Origin of the sequence: Streptomyces sp. NPDC088387, from assembly GCF_044753385.1 — a bacterium.
In the GTDB taxonomy this organism is placed as follows: Bacteria; Actinomycetota; Actinomycetes; order Streptomycetales; family Streptomycetaceae; genus Streptomyces.
This window is the reverse complement of the sequence record NZ_JBIVNC010000031.1, coordinates 1-21,522: the sequence shown is the minus strand read 5'-3', so window position 1 is coordinate 21,522 and position 21,522 is coordinate 1. Positions and strand designations below refer to the sequence as shown.

Annotated in this window: 13 protein-coding genes; 4 read left to right on the top strand and 9 right to left on the bottom strand. The window is 70.7% G+C overall.

All coding sequences use genetic code 11. The features are described from left to right. Positions 1 to 20 precede the first annotated feature (20 nt). The 8 genes from ACIQAC_RS40705 to ACIQAC_RS40670 all read right to left on the bottom strand — a co-directional run bounded on the left by ACIQAC_RS40705 (position 21) and on the right by ACIQAC_RS40670 (position 11,436). Entirely contained in the window at positions 21 to 374 is a 354-nt protein-coding gene (locus ACIQAC_RS40705; protein ID WP_402200772.1) for a hypothetical protein, read from the bottom strand. Then, on the bottom strand, positions 367 to 801 hold the full coding sequence (locus ACIQAC_RS40700; protein WP_402200770.1) for a YbaB/EbfC family nucleoid-associated protein: 435 nt from the start codon (positions 799 to 801) through the stop codon (positions 367 to 369). Before ACIQAC_RS40700 ends, ACIQAC_RS40705 begins: the two co-directional genes overlap by 8 nt. 82 nt (positions 802 to 883) lie before the next feature. Then, the gene (locus ACIQAC_RS40695) at positions 884 to 4,213 is read right to left on the bottom strand and encodes an AAWKG family protein (protein ID WP_402200768.1); all 3,330 of its coding nucleotides are present in this window, start codon (positions 4,211 to 4,213) and stop codon (positions 884 to 886) included. A 51-nt stretch (positions 4,214 to 4,264) separates the two neighbouring features. Then, positions 4,265 to 4,693 (bottom strand): type VII secretion system-associated protein, encoded by a 429-nt coding sequence (locus ACIQAC_RS40690; RefSeq protein WP_402200766.1) that lies wholly within the window; start codon positions 4,691 to 4,693, stop codon positions 4,265 to 4,267. 91 nt (positions 4,694 to 4,784) lie between these two features. Next, on the bottom strand, positions 4,785 to 5,084 hold the full coding sequence (locus ACIQAC_RS40685; RefSeq protein ID WP_402200764.1) for a WXG100 family type VII secretion target: 300 nt from the start codon (positions 5,082 to 5,084) through the stop codon (positions 4,785 to 4,787). A 32-nt stretch (positions 5,085 to 5,116) separates the two neighbouring features. Further along, positions 5,117 to 5,461 carry a hypothetical protein gene (locus ACIQAC_RS40680; RefSeq protein WP_402200763.1) on the bottom strand — a complete coding sequence of 115 codons (345 nt, stop codon included), beginning with the start codon at positions 5,459 to 5,461 and terminating at the stop codon, positions 5,117 to 5,119. 432 nt (positions 5,462 to 5,893) lie between these two features. Beyond that, entirely contained in the window at positions 5,894 to 7,552 is a 1,659-nt protein-coding gene (locus tag ACIQAC_RS40675) for a hypothetical protein (RefSeq protein WP_402200762.1), read from the bottom strand. Positions 7,553 to 7,941: 389 nt separating this feature from the next. Beyond that, a complete protein-coding gene (locus ACIQAC_RS40670) occupies positions 7,942 to 11,436 on the bottom strand; it encodes a hypothetical protein (RefSeq protein ID WP_402200761.1) in 3,495 nt (1,164 codons plus the stop codon). A gap of 243 nt (positions 11,437 to 11,679) precedes the next feature. Between ACIQAC_RS40670 and ACIQAC_RS40665 the strand changes: the two genes are divergently transcribed. Then, positions 11,680 to 12,948, top strand: coding sequence for a S8 family serine peptidase (locus tag ACIQAC_RS40665; RefSeq protein WP_402200759.1), 1,269 nt, complete (start codon positions 11,680 to 11,682; stop codon positions 12,946 to 12,948). Between the two features lie 35 nt (positions 12,949 to 12,983). On the opposite strand, the gene eccCa is transcribed toward ACIQAC_RS40665, so the two are convergent. Continuing rightward, positions 12,984 to 17,030 (bottom strand): type VII secretion protein EccCa, encoded by a 4,047-nt coding sequence (eccCa, locus tag ACIQAC_RS40660; RefSeq protein WP_402200774.1) that lies wholly within the window; start codon positions 17,028 to 17,030, stop codon positions 12,984 to 12,986. Positions 17,031 to 17,383: 353 nt separating this feature from the next. Here eccCa and eccD point away from each other — a divergent pair, with 353 nt between their 5' ends. The 3 genes from eccD (at position 17,384) to ACIQAC_RS40645 (ending at position 21,303) form a co-directional block, all read left to right on the top strand. Beyond that, complete coding sequence (eccD, locus tag ACIQAC_RS40655) at positions 17,384 to 18,823, top strand: type VII secretion integral membrane protein EccD (protein ID WP_402200757.1); 1,440 nt, start codon at positions 17,384 to 17,386, stop codon at positions 18,821 to 18,823. 16 nt (positions 18,824 to 18,839) lie between these two features. Next, the gene (gene eccB, locus ACIQAC_RS40650; protein ID WP_402200756.1) at positions 18,840 to 20,360 is read left to right on the top strand and encodes a type VII secretion protein EccB; all 1,521 of its coding nucleotides are present in this window, start codon (positions 18,840 to 18,842) and stop codon (positions 20,358 to 20,360) included. A 259-nt stretch (positions 20,361 to 20,619) separates the two neighbouring features. Further along, entirely contained in the window at positions 20,620 to 21,303 is a 684-nt protein-coding gene (locus tag ACIQAC_RS40645) for a LuxR C-terminal-related transcriptional regulator (protein ID WP_402200754.1), read from the top strand. The last annotated feature ends 219 nt before the right edge of the window (positions 21,304 to 21,522 follow it).

Genomic DNA, 21,522 nt, shown 5'->3' with positions numbered 1-21,522 from the left:
CGAGAGAATCAGAAGGCATGTCAGGGTCGGCGCCCGGTGTTCTTGTCCTGCTGGCGGATCCCGTTCTCGTTCTCGTCCTGCTGGAACTGGAAGTTCTTGCCCGTGTCGGTGGTGAGGGTGCTCAGTCCCAGGAAGCCACCGGCGATCTGCTCGACGGCGTCCTTCAACGGCACATGTATCTCGTTGTACTTGTTCACGATCGCCAGCGTCGACTTGTCGCCCGCTGTCCCGATGGTGGGGTTGCCGGGATACTGGGTGGAGTCGTCCACCCACTGGCCGGTCAGGAGCTTGGCGATGTCGGCGAGCTGGTCGATGTTCGAGCCGCCCTGCCTGATCCCGTCAGGATCCGCCTCGAACGTGGAGTTGCTAGGCACGTCCCCTCCCTCGGTCCATGTTGAGCGGGCCGTCCGGGGCTCGCAGGGGTTCCAGCAGTTCCTCCAGGCCCAGGCCCTCCAGCCGGTCCACCGCGTCCGGTCCGTCGGCGGCCACGCCGATGCCCGTGGCGGCCAGCTCTCCGAACCTGGCGTGCACCTGGGTCATGAGCTGCTGGTGGGCCCGGGACATGGCTTGCAGGACACTGTTGGCCAGGTCCTTGCCGGACATGGTCTGGTGCTTGTTGTCCAGGAACCGCAGTCCGTTCGGCTGGCCGTCGGCGCCCAGGGTGATCTCGACGACCCGGTCCTTGGACCTGGCCGTGGTGGTCATGGCGGCGATCTCCTCCCTGGCCTTGAGCAGGGCGAGCCGCTGGGTCTCGAAGTCGGCCATGGCCTGGTCGAGTTGTTGCCTCAGTTCGTCGTTCATGATGGGTGTCTTCTCCCGTGCCGTGGGGTTGCTCGGATACGGATGTGGCTGGGGTCGAGGTCGAGGTCGGGGCTCCCGGCGGTCAGCGGCCGATCGAGGCCGGCAGTCCCTCTTCGCCGGTGCCCCAGACGTCGTCCTCCTCGTCCCAGCCGGAGTCCTGTGTCTCGGGGCGCCAACCGCCGCCCTCGCCGGAACCCTGACCTGTGGTGGGCGTCCGGCTCGGCACCTCGTCCGGGTCCTGGTCCTCCTCCTCGAAGGCCTCCGCGGGCGGCGGCTCGGCCGGCCGCTGTGGACCGGTGTGGAAGTACGCGCCGTCCTGGTCGTTCTCCTGGTAGGTCTCACGGGTCCGTTCGCCCTGGCCCTGGCCCTGCTGGTTACCCATGCGGGCCATACCCATCATCATCATCATGGGAGACATCAGGCCGCCCAGGGCGGACAGCCCGGGGTCGTCACCGGTGCCCGAGGGAGGTGCGACGCCGGTGCTCCCGGTCGCCGGGGTCAGCCCGTCCGGCGTACCGCCCGCGACGGCGGTCTCCGGACTGGGCACCGCCTGGAACTGACCGTCGGGACTGGTGAGCGTACTGCTGCCGTCGGGGAAGTTCGTGGCGGTGTAGCCGCTCGGGTCCGTGGACGAGACAGTGCCGGTCGGGTACGTCGTACTGCTGGAGCCGTCGCCGTTGTCGACGGTGAGTCCGCTGGGGTCGTAGGACGGCAGGTCGCCCGCGCCCGTGCCGCCGCTCACTGTCGGGATGTCGATGCCGCCAAGGCCGCCGCCGGCTCCGGTGCCTCCGGTCGCGGGCGTGGAGGACACCGTGCCGTCCGGGTTGACGGTGACGGAACTGCCGTCGGGGTAGGTCGTGGTGAAGCCGCCGTCCGGGTCGAGCGTGGTCTTGGAGCCGTCCGGGTTCACCAGGCTCTGGCCTTCGCCGAGTTGGCTGGTCACCTCGGAGCCGTTGGCGGTGGTGGTGGTGACCTGACCGTCCGGGGTGATCGTGGTGGAACTGCCGTCGGGGAATTCCATGCTGAGGCTGCCGTCGGCGTTCTGCGTGCTCACCGTGCCGTCGGGCGTGGTCAGTTGGGTCAGCCCGTCCGGTGTGGTGGTCTCCACCACGCCGTTGGGCATGGTCGTGTACTCGTTGCCGTTCGGGTCGACATTGGTGATGCTGCCGTCGGCGTTGTGGGTGACCGAGGAGCCGTCCGGATACTCCGTGGTGATGTTGCCGTCGGAGTCCAGGCTGGTGACGGAACCGTCGGGGTTGACCAGGGACTCACCGACGCCCAGGTTGTCGGTGGAGATGGTGCCGTCCGGGCCGGTGGTGGTCACGTCGCCGGTCGGGCTCACGGTCGTCGAACTGCCGTCGGGGAACTCGGTGGTGACATTGCCGGCCGGGTCGGTGGTGACGACACTGCCGTCGGCGTTCTGTGTGACCGAGGAGCCGTCCGGGAACTGCGTCGTGATGTCACCGTTGGCGTCGACGCTGGTGACCGAGCCGTCGGGGTTGAGCAGTGACTCACCGGCGCCGAGGTTGTCGGTGGAGATGGTGCCGTCCGGGCCGGTGGTGGTCACGTCGCCGTTCGGGCTGACGGTCGTGGAGCTGCCGTCGGGGAACTCGGTGGTGATGCTGCCGTCCGGGTTCGTCGTCGTGACACTGCCGTTCGAACCCGCCAGCCCTGCCGGGTCGTCCGTGAGCCCGGGGATGCCGCCGGTGCCGTTGTTACCGGTACCGACCAGGTTGCCCAGGGGCGGGACGGCCATCGGGTTGACACCACTGTCCGTCAGCGCCGGATCCGTGAGGGACGAGGTGTCCGGCAGGCCCCCCGAGTCCGTGGCGAGGGTGTTCGGGTCACCGAGGTCACCCAGGGAGCCGGTGGGGTCGAGTGTCCCGCCGGTGCCGAGGTCGGTGTTGAGGCTTTCGGGGTCGAGACTCGTGGGGAGGTCCGTCCCGAGCGTGGCCGGATTGTTGAGCCCGTCACCCAGGTCGGTCAGGGAGTCGTTGAGGCCGTCGCCCAGGTTGTTCAACCCGTCGCCCAGTCCGCCACCCAGGTCGTTGAGTCCGTCGCCGAGGTTGTTGAGGCCGTCACCCAGGTCGTTGAAGTTGTTGCCCAGGTTCTCCCCGAGGTTGTTGAGTCCGTCGCCCATCCCCTCGCCCAGGTCGTTGAGCCCGTCGCCGAGGTCGTTGACGTTGTTGTTGAGATCGTTGATCGCGTTGTTGTAGTCCTCGTTGGCCTGGTTGGCGTCCTCCTCGGCCTGCTCCTTCTCCAGCTCCAGCTTGTCCTCCTGGTACTGCTCCGGCAGGGACACGGTGGTCTTCTCGTCGAAGGCGAACGCGGTGTTCCAGCCGGGGTTGAGAACCCGGTTCCAGTTCTCCTGAAGGGTCGAGACCTGCTGACGGGCCGGCTCGTCGAGGTTGACCTGGATGTTCTCCCGCCAGCGGTACTGTGCCTCGTTGGCGATGTTCGCCCACGTGCTCTGGTCCTTGAGATTGCCCCAGACCGTGGTTTCGGAGAAGCCGGGGAGATCCTGCTGACTTCCCCCGTGCCACCCCTTCCTGGTCCAGTTGTACTCCCTCACCCAGGCCGAGAGTTCTTGGAATATCTGGAGGAATATGTTGCGCTGGTCGCCGTCGACATTGGCGTTCACCCGCATTCCGTTGGCCAGCGTCACCGGGATGGGGGTCGCGCTTCTGCTGATGAACCTCATGAACTGGTCGTACATGTTCTGCAAGGCGGTGTGCAGTGCGACTTCCGCCGCGATCAGCGAGTCACCGTGCAACGTGCTGGACTGGAATCCGCCGCCGGACACGGACGACGCCGTGGGCGAGAAACCCGGCGGGGACAGCTCATTGGTGAAGCCGTCGTACTTCTGGTAGAGCTGGTTGATCAGGTCGTAGAAGACTCCGGCACCGGTGCCCCGCCAGGCCGCATCCTCCTGGCCCAGGCTCTCCAGCCACTGCTTGAACATCTCGGTGTTCGTGCGGAAGAAATTGCCCGCCGTGTCGAAGGAACGTGCCAACGTCGGGAAGGAATTGAGGTCGACACCCTGGTCCTGACCGGGCGAGCCGCCGTAGTTGCTGGACATGCCGGCCGTCCTGTACGGCGGTTGCACCAGGAACCTGAGCGCGTCGGAACTGCGCTGCCAGTACTGGCGCCCGGCCGTCGTGTCCGTAAAGGCTACGTTCGCCTCATAGACGTTGGGATACTTCGTGTCGATTTCGCGTTCGAACCATCGAATCCACCAACCCGTGCCGTCGTCCCGCGGCCATGAATCAATGTCGAAGTAAGTGGACTTCTTGATGTTGACACTGATCCAGGGGATTCCTCCGTCCCCCTTCTGATCCAGGATGTCGCTGCGCTTTCCCAGATCGAACCCCGTCATCAGGTTGATGATTTCTTCCCAGTTGCCCACAGGCATGGAGGGTTCTCCCCTTCTAGTGGCTCAGACGACGCCTGGAACGGTGTTCTTCTACGACTCGGTCGAGTTGTTTCCGCCGCCCCCGGAGCCGTCCAGGTCGAACATGTAGTCGTCGATGGCGCTCAGGAACTTCTGACCGTCGATGTCGGTCAGGCTGGTGTTCTGGGTGTTGAGCATGGTCGTGATCACGTTCCGGAGCTCCAGCTCCAGGTCCTGGAAGGCGGACACGTGCTTGTTCAGCACGGTGTCGATCGCCGTGGCCGCCGTCTTGGCGTTCTTGACTACGTTGTCTCCGCCGGTGTCCGAGTCACTGTTCATGTTCCCGAGCAGCAGTGGCCGCGGCATGGTGGAGACGTCGAACAGGGAAGGCGGGGTCTGCCCCGGCGCGCGCAGTTCCTTGAGCCGGTTGAGGAACGGCACCAGGTCGCCGTCGATGAACGCCTGAAGGCCGGCGGCGTCGAGTTTTGTCAGGTTGGGCATGCTGAACCCTCCTCACTGCGAGGACGAGTGACGCGCACCCGGGAGACAGGGAGCCCTCGAGTGCGCGGTCCTCGTACGGACGGGCGATTGCTCAGATCGGGATGCTGCTGAAACCCTCGGCGTTGCTCCGGTCGGTCCGGATGTAGTTGGTCGAGACGTTGCTCAGCACGTCACCGTGGCTCTGTAGGATCTGGCCGAGGGCGCTGACCTGACGGTTCCAGGCCGGCTGCACCTGCTCGGTGTAGGTCTCCTTGTCGGCACCGAACCACTCCTGGACCGTGGCGTTCAGGTCGGTCTGGAGCTGCTGGATGAGAGACGTGATCTGCTGCGTCTCGCGCAGCATGTCCTCCACGACGTTGTTCGCGGAGCTGTGGTTGATGTAGATGGGCATACGGGCCTCCTTCGGGTGGTGGGCTTCGGGCGTCAGCCGGCGAGCGTGTTGAACGCGTTGTCGCGGGCGCTCAGGTTCATCTGCCGGTTGACCATCTCGTCGGCGTCGCCCTGGGTGTTGCTGGAGTTGCGGAGGCTGGTCTCCAGCTGCTCCTCCATCAGCCCACAGGTGTTCTTGATCTGGTTCACCTCGTTGAGCCACTTCTCCAGCAGCTGGCCGAACGCCATACCGTCGGAGCCCTTGTAGTCGACGCCCAGCGTCGCGGCGGCGTCCGAGATCCGGCCCTGGCTGGCAGTCAGTGCCGACCTGGCGTTCTCCAGCAGGGAGATGGCACTGCGGTATGTCTGTTCTTGTGATGCCTGCAACGGAGTGCTCATACCGGACTCCTCGTCCATGAGTTGCGTGGTTCAGGGGACAGGCGCATGTCGCCTTGGTCGGGGGCTGAGCCGTACCGGTACGAGGGCGGTGCGACAGCCTCGAAGGAGTGCGTCCTGGACGCCGTGCGCCGAGTGGCGACGCGGCCGAACATCCAGCGGCACGTCCTGGAGCGAGTGCGAAGCGCCTTGCGGTGATCAGGGCTATCACCGGTTGCGAGGCTAGTCAGCGCCAAATGGAGCTGGCAATCAGCCTCTTGGAGATCCGTCCGCATGGGCAGCCTGGCTGCACCATCGGGTAGCTGGCGTAAGCGCCCGGAGCATGCCATCACCCCGGCACCTCAACCCACCACGAATCAAGGGTGGCTGGAGAAGACCGGGGTGATGTCAGTGCGCTGTCGGTGCCCTGTCAGTGCACTGTCGTGCTCAACCGCCTCAGCGCTGAGTGCCCGCGGACCACAGGACCGCGCCACCCGCCGAGACGATGGTGACGTTGCCGTCGGCCTGGATGACCAGCTGGGCGCCGGGGTTGCCGGCGGTGCCCGAGGACCACAGCGTCCGGTCGTCCGAGCTGTAGACGGCGAAGTGACCGTCGGCCTGGAATACCGCGCGGTTGCCCGAGCCCGACGTGCCCGAGGACCAGCGCACCACACCGTTCTCGTCGGTGATGACAAGGTTGCCACTGCTGCGCAGCGTGATCTTCATGCGGTTCGACGCCACCGACTGACCCGAGTTGAGCACGTAGGTGGAGCTCACCACCTTGGTCGACCAGTCGGGTGTGGCCGGCGGCTTGGACACCGGCTTCGGGTCGGGCTTCGAGATGGGCTTCGGGTCGGGCTTCGACACCGGCTTCGAGATGGGCTTGGGGTCGGGCTTCGACACCGGCTTCGAGACGGGCTTGGGGTCGGGCTTCGACACCGGCTTCGGGTCCGGCTTGGATGCCGGCTTCGCGTCCGTCTGCGCGGTCAGCGGCTTGGCCGGAGTGCGGTCGACCAGGACGTTGTCCTTCAGCGGACCCGCCGGCGCGTCCGACCCCTTGGCCGGCTTCGCGTCGGTCTGCGGAGTCAGCGGCTTCGCCGGGGTGCGGTCGATGAGGACGTCGTCCTTCAGCGGCCCGGGAGGGGCCTCCAGGACACCGGAGCCGTCGGGCGTCGAGTCGTCCGAGTCGTCCCCGTCGTCCAGGAACGGCACGCCGCCGAGCAGGAACCCCGACCCGTTCTTCGGCAGGTCGGTGTTGCCCTTGTCCTGGTCGTCCGGAGCGGTCGGCTCACCCGGCTTCGGCGCGGTGGGCACCGGCTGCATGTCGTCCAGCGTGGTGTCCCCGCTGGGGCCGGTGAGGCCCGGACCGATGCTGGTCGTCAGCGGCGGCACCCCCGAGTCCGACTGCGGGTCGCCCTGCGCGGGCTCGGGCACCAGCGGGGAGGCGGCGCCGTCCTGCGGCTCGTGCGACGGCATGTCACTGGCGTAGGAGTCGGCCGTGTTGCTGAGGTCGTCCAGGCCGGTGACGTTCTTGTTGCCGGGGTTGTTCACGAACGGCACCGACACCAGCATGGCGCCGGCGAACGCGGCGGCCATCAGCGGCCACCGCCCGCGCTTTCCGGAGTGCCCGGCGGCGGTGCGGCCGGGCCGGTTCTGGATCGCGCCCTCGGCCGCGGCGGCGGCGATCCGCCCCTCGGCCGTCTGCCCCTCGCCGGCCGGAGGCACCACGGCGAGCCCACCGGCGGTCGTACGCCGCTGACGCTGGCCGAACAGCCCACCGGGCCGCGCCTGACCGGGCTCCCCGGGGGTGGCCCGGCCGCCCGTGAAGGTGTCCGGGACCGCCGCGCCCCGCGCCGGAGCCGAGGTGCGGGACGTACGCCCGGACAGGCTCAGCAGGGAACCGTTCGCACGGCGAGCGGTGGTGGCGTCCCCGGCCGCCTCGGCGACGGAGGCCGCCGCGCTCGCGCCCCTGGCCGCCTGTCCCGCGGAGATGAGCGCCGACGCCTCACCTCCGCCCGAGTCGTCCTCGTTCAGGGGCAGCGCGATGGCCCGTCGTATCGACGGGGCCGCCCCCTCGGTGGGTGGCGGGCCGCCCACCGGGTGTTCTATGGCCATTTCAGCTCCTTGATCGACTTTCTGGCTCAGTTCGTGCACGGGCCGGGCGGCTCCCTCGGGGGAGACGGGAGCCGGAAAGAACAGAACGACCGCCGCCTCCCCCACGAAGCGACGGCCGTCTGTTGCCTCGACCGGGTTCTGGGCCAGATCCCGGGCGAGGGGCCCTGTGCACCTAACGGTCAGTCATGGGTGACGTCAGGACGAAGAGTTGAAGCAACGCGGAGCGGCCCGCGGCCGGGCCGGGACGCCGGCCGCTGTGCGCGACCCACCTTCCGACCCCTACACCTTCGCGGCAGTCACCCGCCCCTGGACACAGGAGCGGTCCGACTTTGCCTGTTGAGCCGCGACTGCTGCCCGTAGGGGAAGAAGACCCGCCGTCCACACCCCCGTCATGCCTCCGGCGCCAGCACCCCCAGCACCCCCGTGGACCGACCGGGCCAGGGCCCGCCCACGGCCGCCCCGGCGGGCAGGTCCAGCAGCGTGAGCAGCCTGGTCAGCACCGACCGGTCCGACTCGTCGAGCCGGCCGGGCGGCGCGGGCGGCGCGATCTCGGGGATCTCGCGCAGCAGCACCACCGTCGCGCTGCCGCGCTTGGCGGACTGGAGGACGCGCAGCCGGGTGCCGGGCGCGAACAGCACCTCACCGGCGGCGTCCGCGCGCTCGGCCGCCGCCTGGTCGGCGTCGGCCAGCACGGCACCGGCCCTGCGGCCCGTCATGGACCAGATCAGGTAGTGGTCGGTGGCGACGGCCGGGTACGCCTTGTCGAACCCGATCGCGCCGATCGGCGCCGCCTCGCCCAACTCCTCCCCCGGCAACAGCAGTTCGGCCGCGTCTCCGAGCGCCCGGCCCGCCGACCTGACGGCCGCGCCGCGGTACGACGGCAGCCGCCGCAGTCCCGAGGCCACACAGCCGAGGAACGGCAGCCAGTCGCCGCTGCCCGCCTCCAGTGACTCCAACAGGGCCTTGTGCACGCCGGATTCGGCGGTGAGGTAGGAGTGCAGGGCCGTGAGGTCCGCGGTGGCCACCTCCGGGTCCGTGGTGTTGCGCAGGGCGGGCATCCGGACCATGGCGCGGGCCACGGCGCCGCCGGAGCTGTCCCAGCGGTCGCTCAACGCCTGTCGTACGGCGTCCCGTTCGGCGTCGGTGCTGCGGTACGAGGGGCGGACGGGCAGCCATGTCACGGTCCGCAGCGCGGAGTTGTTCTCGTCGGGCGCGTACGGCTCACTCTCGGGGTTGGGATCGGGATCGGGTGCGGGCCCGGGCTCTGCTTCGGCCTCCGGCGGTGGTGCGACCGAGCTCATCAGTCCGGTCACGGGGGCGGCGGGTACGTCGAGTTCCTCCACGCCGGTCTCGTCCGGGCCGTTCGGCGCCTCCGGGTCGGGGGCCGGGGGAAGTGGTGGCCACGGGGCCCGTTCGGCGGGCGGAGTGGCTCTGGCGGACGACCACGGGGTTGTGGAGGAGCGGCCCCAGGACGGCGAGGTCTCCTGGCCGCCGGCCGTCGCGGGAACCACGGCCTCCCCCTCGTCCCGGCCGAACGAGGGCCGTACCTCCGGCTCGGGGCCATGGGCCGCAGGCGCGGAGGTCAGTGAGCCGAGGGGAGCGGCGGGAGAGGGCTCCTCGTACGCGCCGGGTACCGCGGACTCCGGCTCGTCGTAGCCGTCACCTTCGTCGCCCACGTAGTCCTGCCCGAGCAGGGGGTCGTACGACGGCTCCGGCACATCGGGTACGGGTGTCACCTCCGGCACCCAGGTCGCGGCCTCCTCCGCGGGGTCGGCCTCATCGCCGAGGCCCCTAGTCGCCGTCTCCGAGGGGGCCCCGGCCTCAGCCGCCTCCCCGCCCGGGTCGGCCCCGGCGGAGGCCCATTCACTGCCACGAGCACTCACACCCGCACCCACGGCACCCGCGCCTGCGGCCCCGGCACTCGCACCCACGGCACCCGAGCCCGCACCCACGGCACCTGCGCCCGCGGCACCCGTATCCGTGCCTGCGGCCCCGGCACCCGCACCCGCGGCCCCGGCACCTGTGCCTGCGGCCACGGCACCCGTACCCCTGGCCACGGCGCCTGCGCCTGCGGCACCCGCACTCGCACCCGTGCCCACGGCACCCGCGCCTGCGGCCCCGGCACCCGCACCCGCACCCATGGCACCCGCGGCGACGGCACCCGTGCCTGCGGCCACGGCACCCGTACCCGCGGCCACGGCGCCTGCGCCTGCGGCACCCGCACCCGCACCCGTGCCCACGGCACCCGCGCCTGCGGCCACGGCACCCGCACCCGTGCCCATGGCACCCGCCCCCGCGCCCAAGGCCCCCCCAGCCGTCCCGGTCGTCCGCGGTGGCCTTCCCGCACTCACCCCGGGAGCCGGCAACGCCGTCCGGGTCACTCCCGCCGCGGGGGCGATCAATGCGGCCGGGGTTGGCGTCTCCGTATGGCGGCCCTGCGAGCGCAGGGCGAGGTCGTGGCGGATGGCCAGTCGGCGCAGGGTCCGCAGGGTCTCCTGGGTCGGTTCGCCGAGGAGCTGGATCAGGGTGTGGGCCCTGACGTCGTCCTGGAGCGAGGTGAACAGCTTCTCCAGGGGAGCCAGCAGGGAGTCGTCCAGCGGGCGGCCCGGTACACCGATGTCGATGGCCATGACATCGGGCCTGACCGGGCGTTCGGCCGCGGACCGGGGCGGTTCGGTGTGGTGCGGGCCGATCCACAGACCCGCCCGCGTCACCGTGATCTGCCACTTCTTGTCGAGCAGCAGCGCGCCGGTCTCCGCGCCGGGCCGCAGTCCGCCGATCGGGGCCCGCCAACTGCTGATCCGTGGCGCAGACGGCGCGCCGCCCTCGGCCGGGGTGCAGGTGACGGCCCGGATGTACGGCTGCCAGGACGGGTTGCCGTCGGAGTCGAGCAGCACCGTACGGGCCGTACCGCCGCCCTGGCCCGGCTCACCCCACGGGGTGTCGCCCTTGGCGCGGCGGGTGACCCGGGGAACCGCCGGGCGGCCCTCCTCCAGCAGGACCGTCAGGCCGTTGGCGACCTGCACCTCGATACCGAGCAGGTCGGCCACCTCCTGGCCCACGGCGACCAGATCGCCCCCGTCGGCGGAGACGAGCCGCACGGTGCCGCGCACGGCGGCGGGCAGTGCGGCCAGCACGTCGGCGAGGACGTCCGCGGGGACCTGTGCGGCGCCCGTGGTGTCGACGAGCAGGACCGGCCCCTCGGGGTCGACGGGAAGGGCGTAGCGGATCGCGTCGACGCCTTCGGGGGGCGATCCGGCGGGCTGGATCAGCAGGCCCGCCGGGATGTGTTCGATGACACACCCGGGGGCTCCGTCCAGGGGTACGCGCTCCAGCGCGGTGTGCCAGCCGGGCACGGGGTGGCGCGGACCGAGGTGCCGGGGCCGGCCGGTGGGGGACAACTGCCACCAACCTCCTGCCCTTTCGGGCAGATCCGGTGCGAAGAGACTGCCGCCGGGCACCACCATGGCCACCCCGGCGGGAGCCAGTACGTCCCCGCCGAACCGTTCGCCGATGGTGCGGGCCGGCGCCGGCCCGTCCGTGCGGTCCGCGGCGCCGCCGGACATCACCAGGCGCAGCAGATGGGTGCCTGCCTCCCGGCACTCCTCAAGTGCGGGTTCGAGGAGTTCGCACAGGGCGTCCATGTCGTCGAAACCGGCGCCGACCAGCACGGTGGCGCTCTCCGGGAACGACCCCGCGCCGACGACCGCGTCCAACGCCTTGGCCGCGTAGACGAGTTGGTCGGGGACCGGACCGGAGCCGTGCACGGCCCAGATGCCCCTGGCTCCGGTCAGCTGAAGGGCGGAGGATCGCGCGCGACCACTGCCCGGACGGGCACCGGGGCCCTGGGACGAGGCGCCGCGGCGGGCGCCGAGCGGGCTCATCCGAGCCTCCGGGGCTGGGCCCCGACATGTATGACGAACTTCTCCGACACCTTAGGTGGCCTCTTTTCGCGGAATATACTGCGCGGGACGAGTGCGCGGAGCGCCTCGGTCTTTCCTTCTGAACGACGGTGTGCGGGCCGGCAGAAGCCCCTCGGACCGTTCGGGAGTTCCTGTCGTCGGTCTTCGGGCCCTACGAACAACACAGCTCTTCAGCACGCGGTGTGGACGGGAGACGGTATGGCCGTGAGCGGCGAACGAGACAACCGGCGGGAGTTGCCCGCGGTCGGTGCGCGCGGGTCCGGAGCGGCGGCAGTCGCCCTGCTCGCCACGGCGCTGGTGTGCGGGGCGGCCGCGGGTGCCGTCGCCGCGGACACCCCCGCGCCGCTGCCCTCCGCGGGTGTCACCGCCGAGCCTGCGCCCGAACTGCCGGTCATGCCACCGCTCCTGGACCTCTCCCGGACGTCCTGCACCAAGGCGTCCAGCAGGCAGGTCACCGCGATGCCGTGGGCACAGCTGAGTCTTGAACTGACCCGGGCCCACCAACTCACCACCGGCGCGGGCGTGCGGGTGGCCGTCATCGACACAGGTGTGGAGAACAACGTGTCCGCGCTGTCCGGCCGGGTGACCGGCGTGGGCGCGGGCGCCACCGACGACTGTGTGGGACATGGCTCGTTCATCGCGGGCACCATCGCCGCCGAGCCGGCGGCCGGCAGCGCGTTCAGTGGTGTCGCGCCCGGCGCGCGGATCCTGGCCGTGCGCGGCACCGACTCCACGGGGGCGCCGGACCAGGCGCGGGTGGCCGCCGGGATCCGGTCGGCGACCGACGCGGGGGCGAAGGTCATCGCCGTATCGCTGTCGTTCTCCTCCGCCTCCGACGCGCTGGAGTCGGCGCTGGATCACGCCGCCGACCGTGATGTGCTGGTCGTCGCGGCCGCGCTGCCCGACGGTCTGACCGCGAGCGCCTTCGGCGGCGAGGACCCGCCGTCCACCCTGGAGTACTGGCCAGCCGCCGACCCCCGGGTGCTGTCCGTGGTCGACCAGGACATCACCGGCGCCCGCCCCAGCGGATCCCTGGAACCGGCCCGCGCCGACCTCGCGGCCCCGGGCCAGGGCATCACCGGCATCGGTCCCCGCGGCAAGGGCAACTTCCTCGCCAACGGCCCTTCCGTGGCCGCCGCGTTCGTCGCCGGCGCCGCCGCGCTCGTCCGCTCCTACGACCCCGACCTGAGCGCCGCCGAGGTGGCGGCCCGGCTGAAGGCCGGCGCCTATCCCGCCCGGGTGCCCCAGCTCAACCCGTACGGCGCCCTGGCCGCCGTAGCCCCCTCGGCGGGGCCGTCGACACGGCCCCGAGTGTCGGACGCCATCCACCTGAACCCCGTTGTGGAGGACACCGCGCCGGGGCGCAGGGCCTACACGGTCCTCGGCATGTCCGCCGCGGGGGCCGGTGTCCTGGCCGCCGGCGCCCTGCTGACCCGCCGCAACCGGCGCAACAGGGCGGCCGCCCAGGACTGAGGCGGCGGCGGGCTCGTCGGGGCTGGTCGCGCCGTTCACAGCAGGTCCGGCACCCGCTCCTCCTCCAGGTCCAGCAGGGCCGTCTGGACCTGGAGGTTGCGGCGGCGGGTGATGTAGATGCCCCGTCCGGGCGGCAGGATCTTCGGCTTGACGTTGCTGAACAGGAAGCCCTCGGACGGCGGGCAGGACATCAGCAGGGCAGGCGAGTTGGACTCCGTCATACGGCGGATCGTCGGATCGTTGGCGCCCCGCAGACCGCCGGCGGCGGCACGAGCGACCACCAGGTGGAAACCGACCTCGTAGCCCAGCGGCAGATGTTCGAGGAACGGGTCGAGCGGGTTGCGCATCGGGGACGCCACCAGGTCGTAGTCGTCGACCAGGACGAACAGCCGCGGCCCCTGCCACCAGTCGGCGAGCCGCATCCGGGCCGGTGAGATGTCCTGTCCCGGCGTACGGGTCTTCAGTGCCCGCGCCGCCCCCTCGACCAGTTCGCCCAGCTGGTCCACGGAGACCGCGTGGCCCAGCCGGTACTCCTCGGGCACCGCCTCGACCAGGTTGCGGCGGAAGTCGACCACGAGGATCCGGGCCTCGGCCGGGGTGAACCGCTCGCAGATGTTCTTCGCGAGCAGCCGCAGCAGATTGGTCTTGCCGGACTCGGTGTCGCCGAACGCGACCAGGTGCGGCGACTCGGAGAAGTCGTGCCAGAACGGCTGGAGTTCGCTCTCCTCGACCCCGATCGGGATCCTGAGCCTGCCGGTCGCCTCCGCCGCCGTACGGGGGCCGGAGCCGGCGGGCGCCGGGACATGGGCCGGCAGCTCCGACGCGTTGAGCAGGGTCGGCAGCATCCGCACCGGCGGCGCGCCCTGCCCCGGCCAGCTCTCGGCGACCGACGACACCAGGTCACCGACACCGTCGGCGAGTTCGGCGCCGCCGCTCTCCACCCCGTCGATACGGGGCAGCGCGGCCAGGAAGTGCAGCTTGGTGTCGATGGTCAGCCCGCGTCCCGGCACCGACGGCACGTCCTTGGCGCGCCGCATGTCCGCCATGGAGTCCAGCGGGTCACCCATGCGCAGTTCGAGCCGGGTGCCCGACTGGTCGCGCACGGCCGCCGACAGCTCCACCCAGCGGGCGGTCGTGATGATCAGGTGGACCCCGTAGTTGAGTCCGTTGGTGGCGATCTGGTTGATGGTGGGCACATGGTCCTGGAAGTCCTGGCGGACCGTGGCCCAGCCGTCGATCACCAGGAACACGTCACCGTGCGGCTCCTCGGGGAACTCCCCGTTCGCGCGCCGCCGCCGCAGTGTCGGCATGGAGTCGATGCCGTGGTCCAGGAAGAGCCGCTCACGCCGGGCCAGGATCGAGGTGACCTCGGCGAGCGTACGGCCGATCCGTTCGGTGTCCAGCCGGGTCGCGACCCCGCCGACGTGCGGCAGCCCGGTCAGTGACTGGAGTGAGCCGCCACCGAAGTCCAGGCAGTAGAACTGCGCCTCGCGCGGGGTGTGGGTGAGCGCGAGCGCGGTGATCAGGGTGCGCAGCAGGGTGGACTTGCCGCTCTGCGGGCCGCCCGCGATGGCCACATGGCCGCCCGCCGCGGACAGGTCGACGCTCAGCAGGTCGCGCTGCTGCTCGAAGGGCTTGTCGATGATGCCCACCGGGATGGTGAGCCGTCCGCGCTGCGGCCAGTCCGCGGTGGTCAGACCGAACACCGGGTCCGGGGAGAGCGGCGGCAGCAGCTGGTCGAGGGTGGGTGGCGCCTCCAGCGGCGGCAGCCACACCTGGTGGGCGGGCGGCCCGGCGTCGCGCAGCCGGCCGATCGCGATCGACAGCAGGGAGCCCGCGCCGCCCTCCGGCTCGCTCACGGACGTGTCCGGCTCCGGCTGCGGGGCCGGCGTCGGGGCCTGCCGGTTGGCGACGTACTCCGCGCTCCACAGCACCACCTGGCTGGCCACCTGCGCCTGGACGAGCGCGCTGGAGCGCTGCCGGTAGGTGCCGGAGACGTACGCCGCCCGGAAGCGCGTCAGCGGCTCGATACCGCTCTTCAGGAAGCCGCTGCCGGGCTGCGGCGGCAGCTCGTAGGCGTCCGGGACACCCAGCACACCCCGTGACTCCATCGCGGAGAAGGTGCGCAGCCCGATCCGGTACGACAGATGGCCCTCCAGCTGGTGCATCCGGCCCTCGTCGAGGCGCTGCGAGGCCAGCAGCAGATGCACCCCGAGGGACCGGCCGAGCCGGCCGATCATCACGAACAGGTCCATGAAGTCCCGGTGCGCGGCGAGGAGTTCACTGAACTCGTCGACCACCACGAACAGGCTGGGCAGCGGTGCCAGCGGGGTGCCGGACGCGCGGGCCCGCTCGTACTCCAGCTGCGAGCTGAAGTTGCCCGCCGACCGCAGCAGCTCCTGCCGGCGGATCATCTCGCCGTGCAGCGCGTCCTGCATCCGGCCCACCAGAGCGGCCTCACCGGCCAGGTTGGTGATCACCGCCGAGGTGTGCGGGAGTTCGTCCAGACCGAGGAAGGTCGCACCGCCCTTGAAGTCGACGAGGACGAAGTTCAGTGTCTCGGAGGAGTGCGTCAGCGCCAGACCCAGTACCAGGGTGCGCAGCAGCTCGCTCTTGCCCGAGCCGGTGGCGCCGATCAGCATGCCGTGCGGGCCCATACCGCCCTGCGACGACTCCTTGATGTCCAGGTCCACGGGGTGTCCGTCGGTGCCCACCGCGATGGGTACCCGCAGCCGGCCGGAGCCGGAGGCGGAGCCCGCCCGCCGCTGCCAGTAGCCCGCCGGGTCGTGCCGGTGCAGGTCGGGGATGCCCAGCAGACTCGTCAGCTGGATGTCGGACTCCAGCGGGCGGGTCGCGTCACCCATGTCACCGATGCGCTTCGAGGCGAGCAGCGCGGCCACCGAGCGGGCCGCCGCCGGGCCCAGTGTGTCGGCCCGGCCAAGGAGGGTCGTCGCCTCCTTGCGGTTGCGGTCGGTACGGACCAACGACACAGAGCCCTCGCTCAGTTCGAGCCGCAGCACGGTACGGCCCGGACGCCAGCTGAGCGCCTCCGAGAGGTCCACGACCACGGTGTTGCGGAAACCCTGCCGGTCGAAGCGGTGGCCCGCCGGTATCTGGCCCCCGTCGACCACCACGACCGTGAACGGCTCGTCCTTGCCGACCTCCGCCGTCACGTCGAACGGCGGCCGCTCGGTGAACTCCTCGCCCAGCAGGTCCTCCAGCTCGTTGGCGTTCGCCGCGATCAGCCGGGACGGGCCCGCGCCGTCCGTCTCGTGCGCGTGCAGACTGTGCGGCAGCCACTTCGCCCAGTCCCACTCCGCACGCCGGTCCGGGCTCACACAGAACGCGACGACCATGTCCTGCGGGGCGTGCATCACCGCGAGCTGCCCGATCAGGGCCCGCGCGGTCGCCGTCACCTGCTCGCGCTCCCCGCGCATCAGCACCCGCGCCCAGGTGCGCAGGAACACCGCGATCGGCTGGTCCGGCACCGTCGAGTAGGCGTTGATGAAGGCGCGCAGCGCGTGCGCGGACAGCGGGTCCAGGTCGTCCAGCGGCTTGCTCGCGGCGGTCGTCAGCTTCAGGCCGAGGCGCTGGTCACCGACCGCGAGCCGGACCTCCGCGAAGTCCTCGTCGCCGGGCCGCCGTTCCCACAGCCGCGAGCTGCGGGCGAACGTCCACAGCGCGGTCGGCTCCGGATGCCGCCAGGCCAGCGCGCGCTGCTGCTCGGCGACCGCCCTGCGCACGCGGCGCCGTACCCCCGACAGATAGCGCAGATAGTCGCGGCGCGAGCCCTTGAGGTTGTTCTTGCGCTCCGAGTTGGCACGCACCAGCTGACCGATCAGCATGGTGCCCATCGCCAGGGCCATCACCCCCACGATCACATAGGTGACCGGGCTCGACGTGGACCCCGGGCGCATGTAGAGCAGCACCATGGCGCCGGACATCATGGCCATCGGCAGATAGGTCGTCATCGCGCCGCCGCTGGGCGTCGGCTCGGCGACGACCGGCGGTTCCTGGAGCCCGAGGTCACCCTTCGGCATCTCGGGTCCGATGCGGCGCGTCGGCCGGCGGAAGAACACCACACTCAAGGAACGTCACCTCTGGCTGTCTGAACGGTCGGACCGTTCCTGCCGGTCCACCGATGTGTGTCACCTGCACCGCGTGGTTGTGTGCCACGTCCATATGTGTCACACGCGCGTGGCCGAGGGCGCCGGTCAGTGCCTACGGGCAGACATGTGTGCCCGAGCGGTCATGGTTGACTCCCGGCCGCTGCCCACCACCCGCACACCGGGGCGAACATGCCTCAGGGTGCTCCCCGGGGCTGCCCCCGAGGGAAGTGTTGCCGCTCGCACATCACTCGCGCGGCGACCAGGGGTTAGTGTCCCCATCCAACCCCCCGCACAAGACGAGTGAGTGCCTGCGTGCGCTCGTACGCATGCCGATCGGAGAGTGGGCACCTCAGATGAGCGACACCTCGGTGGCGGCTCTGCCCGGCACGGCCGGGCTGTGCCGGCTCACCGTCCGGGCCCCGGAGAAGTCCCTGGACCTCGCGGTCCCCGCGGACATCCCGGTGGCCGACCTGCTGCCGGTCATCGTCGGATACGCCGGCGACGACCTGGACGAGACCGGACTGGACCACGGCGGCTGGGCGCTCCAGCGCATCGGCGGCGACCCCCTGGACCCCGAGGGCACCGCACAGTCCCTCGAACTGCACGACGGGGACGTGCTGTTGCTGCGCCCCGCGGCCGAGACCCTGCCGCCGGTGCGGTTCGACAACCTCGTCGACGGCGTCTCGGCCACCGTCCGGGACCTGCCCAACTCGTGGTCGCCCACCATCAGCCGGTGGGCCCTGCGCGCCGTGCTGCTGGGGGTGCTGCTCGCCGTCCTGGTGCTGCTGGCACTGTCCGAGGACGACGCCGGCGGCCGGGCCGTGCTCTGCGCGGGCGCCGTCCTGATGCTGCTGGCCGGCGCCGGCTCCGCGGCCCGGGTCCTCGACGACATGCCCGGAGCGATCCTGCTGGGCCTGGCCGCCGGACCGTTCGCGGCACTCGGCGGCGCGCTCGTCGTCGGCGGCGCCACCGGAGTCGGGGGCTCGAACCTGGAGGGCGCCCGCTGGCTGGCCGGCGCGGCCGCCTGGGCGCTGGCCACCGGACTGGCACTGGCCGTCGTCGGCTCGTGGCCGGTCGCCTTCGCCGCGAGTGTCGTCGTCGCGGTGGCCGGCGTGATCGGCGGCGTGCTGATGCTCACCCTGGACGAGGGCGTCGACGGCGCGGCGGCCGGGGTGACCGTACTGGTCATCCTGTTCGGGGCGTTCGTCCCGACCATCTCCTTCTCCCTCGCGGGACTGCGACTGCCACCCCTGCCCACCAACTCCGACCAGCTCCAGGAAGGCATCGACCCCTACCCCAGCGAAGAAGTCACCGCGCGTAGCGCCGCCACCGACCGCTGGATGACCGGCTTCCTGCTCGCCGTCGGTGCGATCTGCGCCGCCTGCTTCGCCGGACTCGCCCACGACACCAGCACCCCGCAGCTGCTCACCGGCGGCCTGCTCGCCGCCGTACTGCTGCTGCACGGCCGCAACCTCGGCAACGCCTGGCAGCGCCTCGCCCTCGTGGTGCCCGGCGCGTTCGGCGCCCTGCTGCTGGCCGTGTGCACCGCCTTCCAGCGGGGCTGGAACGGCCAGCTCACCCCGGTCGTCCTGCTGCTGGCCGCCATCGTGGTCGCGAGCATCCTGTGGACCGTGCCGGGCCGGCGCATGCTGCCGTACTGGGGCCGCGCCGGTGACCTGCTCCAGTCCGCGGCGGCGATCGGCCTGCTGCCGAGCGTGCTGTGGGTGCTGGGCGTCTACGCCGACCTGCGCGGCATCAAGGGCTGAGAGCGAGAGCGAACCCATGCAGACACGACGCGAACAGGTCCAGGCCCACCGCTTCGTCGTATCCCGGCTGAACACCGGCCTGATGCGCACCGACCCGGACTTCCCCGAGAGCCCCGTACGCCGCACCAACGTCGGTATCGGCTGCGGCGGCGCCATCGGCGTGATCCTCGCGATCGGCTTCCTCGTCTACGGATTCATCTCCCCGGGCGGCAACAACACCTGGCAGAACGGCACCACCCTGATCGTCGAGAGCGGCACCGGCAACCGGTTCCTCTACGACGGCTCCCTGCGCCCCGTACGCAACTACGCCTCGGCGAAGCTGATCGTCGGCACGCAGATGAGCACCCGCACGGTGCCCGCCAAGTCCCTCGCCGACACCCCCCGCGGCGGCGCCGTCGGCATCGAGGGCGCACCCGACACCCTCCCCAAGGCGTCCAGCATGGACGACGGCCGCTGGGAGGTGTGCGCCACCGTCCGCACCACCGACAGCAACCAGCGCGCCGCGGCCACCACCCTGGTCGTGGACAGCGACACCCCCGGCGCCGGACTCGGCGCCGACGAGGCCCTGCTGGTCGTCGCGCCCGACGAGACCTACTACCTGGTCTGGCGCGGCAACCGGTACCGGCTCTCCGAGGGCACCGACAGCGCCGAAGCACTCGGCTACGGCGCCACCGACCCGCTGCCCGTGACCGCCGCGTTCCTCGGCGCCCTGCCGGCCGGCACCGACCTGGCCCCCACCCCCGTGCCCGGCCAGGGCGACGCCGGCCCCGAACTCGACGGCCGCGCCACCAGGATCGGCCAGGTCTTCGTCGTCGAGACCCCCGGCTCCGCCGAGCGCTACTACCTGCTGCTGCGCTCCGGCCTGGTCCCGCTCACCCCCACCCAGGCGGCCCTGTCCCTCAGCGGCCCCGGGGTCCGGGAGCGCGCCTACGACGGTGAGGCGCCCGTCGCCCTGCCCATCACGGCCGACAGCCTCAACGGCCGCCTCGTCACGGGCGGTTCGGAGGCCGAGACGACCGGCAGGTCCCTGCCGACGTCCCCGCCGAAGCTGCTCGCCGTCAACCAGACCCAGGCCGCGTGCGTACGCCTGGACACGGCGGGCGGCGACGGCGACGAGGAGGGCGAGGGGGAGGGCGCGTCGGGCGGCTCCGGTACGTCGGGTACGACCATCAGCGTGGCGCTGATCGACGCGCGTGGACTGCCCGCGAGCGCCAAGTCCCCGGTGAGCAGGCCCTGTCTGCCGGTCGACGCGGTCGCCGTACCGCCGGACGGAGGCAGTCTGGTCCGGGCCCTGGGCGCGGGCGGCAGCCAGGTCGGCGGCACGACCTATCTGGTGACCGAGACGGGGATGAAGTACCTGGTCCCGACGAGCCAGGCGGCGGAGGCGCTCGGTTACGACCTGACCGCCGCACGGGGCCTGCCGTCGACCCTGCTGTCGATGCTGCCCACCGGGCCCGATCTGTCACAGGACAACGCGGTCGCGGGAAGGACCGTCAGCAGCACCGCACCCGGGTGTGCTACACCGGCGGACCGGTGACCCGCGTCACCCTCTGGAGAGATCCGCGGTTGCTTGAAAGTTGACAGAAAGGGTCAAGTGGCGCCAATCCTGTCCAAGTTGCATTCGGTCATTTGACGGAAGCTCTCCCGCCCGCCGCCCGCCTACTGTGCTGATGTGCCTCGGTACACCCTCTCGTCGGCCCCTCCCGGTGCTGATCAGAGCGGGGAGGCGCGGACCGAGCTAAGCATGTCGGCTCTAGGTGGGGAATGCTGAAGTGTCTGTAATTCAAACGGAAGTCATGAGCGGCGGGACGGCGACTGCCGTCCTCGACCGCAGGCCCGGCACGGCCGGGAACACGATCTCGGTCGTCCTGAGAGCGAGCGACTCCATCCTGGAGCACGCCACCGGTGCCTATCTTCAGGCGCGGTCGAACTTCAACATCCTTCCCCAGCAAGGGATTCGCGAGGCGGACGTCTCCGTGATGTTGCTGAGCACCGTGAGCGACGACTGGCTCCGGGTGCTCAAGCAGGACGCCGCGCGAGCCGGCGGCGCCCCGATTCCCGTGGTGGTGATGGCCGACCGTGTCAACGAGCGGCAGCTCACTCTGGCGGTCGAATACGGGCTGACCAGTTTCCTCTACCGCGGCAGTTCCAGCCTTGAGCAACTGCTCGAAGCGACGGTCGAGGCGAGCGCCGGACGCAGCCGAATGCCGCGTGAACTCATGGGCCATCTCATCGCCGAACTCGGGCACCAACAGCGGCAGCAGACCATTGCGCAGTTAACGCGAAGAGGTGGCCTGTCCGCCCGCGAGATAGAGGTCCTCCGGATGCTCGCCGAGGGAATGAACACGGTGGAGATTTCCGAGAAGATGAGCTATTCCGAGCGGACCATCAAGGGGATCATCCACGACAGCGTCAAGCAGCTGAAGTGCAAGAACAGAACACAGGCGGTGGCCTACGCGGTCAGGACGGGGATTCTCTGATCCCAGCCGTATGAAGTGCGCCACCAGAATTCGGCTGGTGGCGCACTTCGTGCTGCCTTTCGGCTTTTTCCTGGCACCGAATTAAAGTTAAATTCATGTGTCACGGGACTTGCCCGACTGTAAAGTCGTTGAGACCATCGGCTAGTTGGCGGCCTGACGACGGCTATCACCGATGAAGCTGCGGGCTGGGGTGAACTTGTATGCCTTCTGATGCTCTTA

Excerpts from the sequence above, each read along its gene's own strand:
- ACIQAC_RS40685 (WP_402200764.1), bottom strand. The coding sequence starts at position 5,084 with ATGCCCATCTACATCAACCACAGCTCCGCGAACAACGTCGTGGAGGAC.
- ACIQAC_RS40670 (WP_402200761.1), bottom strand. The coding sequence starts at position 11,436 with ATGAGCCCGCTCGGCGCCCGCCGCGGCGCCTCGTCCCAGGGCCCCGGT.
- ACIQAC_RS40695 (WP_402200768.1), bottom strand. The coding sequence starts at position 4,213 with ATGCCTGTGGGCAACTGGGAAGAAATCATCAACCTGATGACGGGGTTC.
- ACIQAC_RS40700 (WP_402200770.1), bottom strand. The coding sequence starts at position 801 with ATGAACGACGAACTGAGGCAACAACTCGACCAGGCCATGGCCGACTTC.
- ACIQAC_RS40690 (WP_402200766.1), bottom strand. The coding sequence starts at position 4,693 with ATGCCCAACCTGACAAAACTCGACGCCGCCGGCCTTCAGGCGTTCATC.
- ACIQAC_RS40675 (WP_402200762.1), bottom strand. The coding sequence starts at position 7,552 with ATGGCCATAGAACACCCGGTGGGCGGCCCGCCACCCACCGAGGGGGCG.
- eccD (WP_402200757.1), top strand. The coding sequence starts at position 17,384 with ATGCCGATCGGAGAGTGGGCACCTCAGATGAGCGACACCTCGGTGGCG.
- ACIQAC_RS40645 (WP_402200754.1), top strand. The coding sequence starts at position 20,620 with ATGAGCGGCGGGACGGCGACTGCCGTCCTCGACCGCAGGCCCGGCACG.
- ACIQAC_RS40680 (WP_402200763.1), bottom strand. The coding sequence starts at position 5,461 with ATGAGCACTCCGTTGCAGGCATCACAAGAACAGACATACCGCAGTGCC.
- eccB (WP_402200756.1), top strand. The coding sequence starts at position 18,840 with ATGCAGACACGACGCGAACAGGTCCAGGCCCACCGCTTCGTCGTATCC.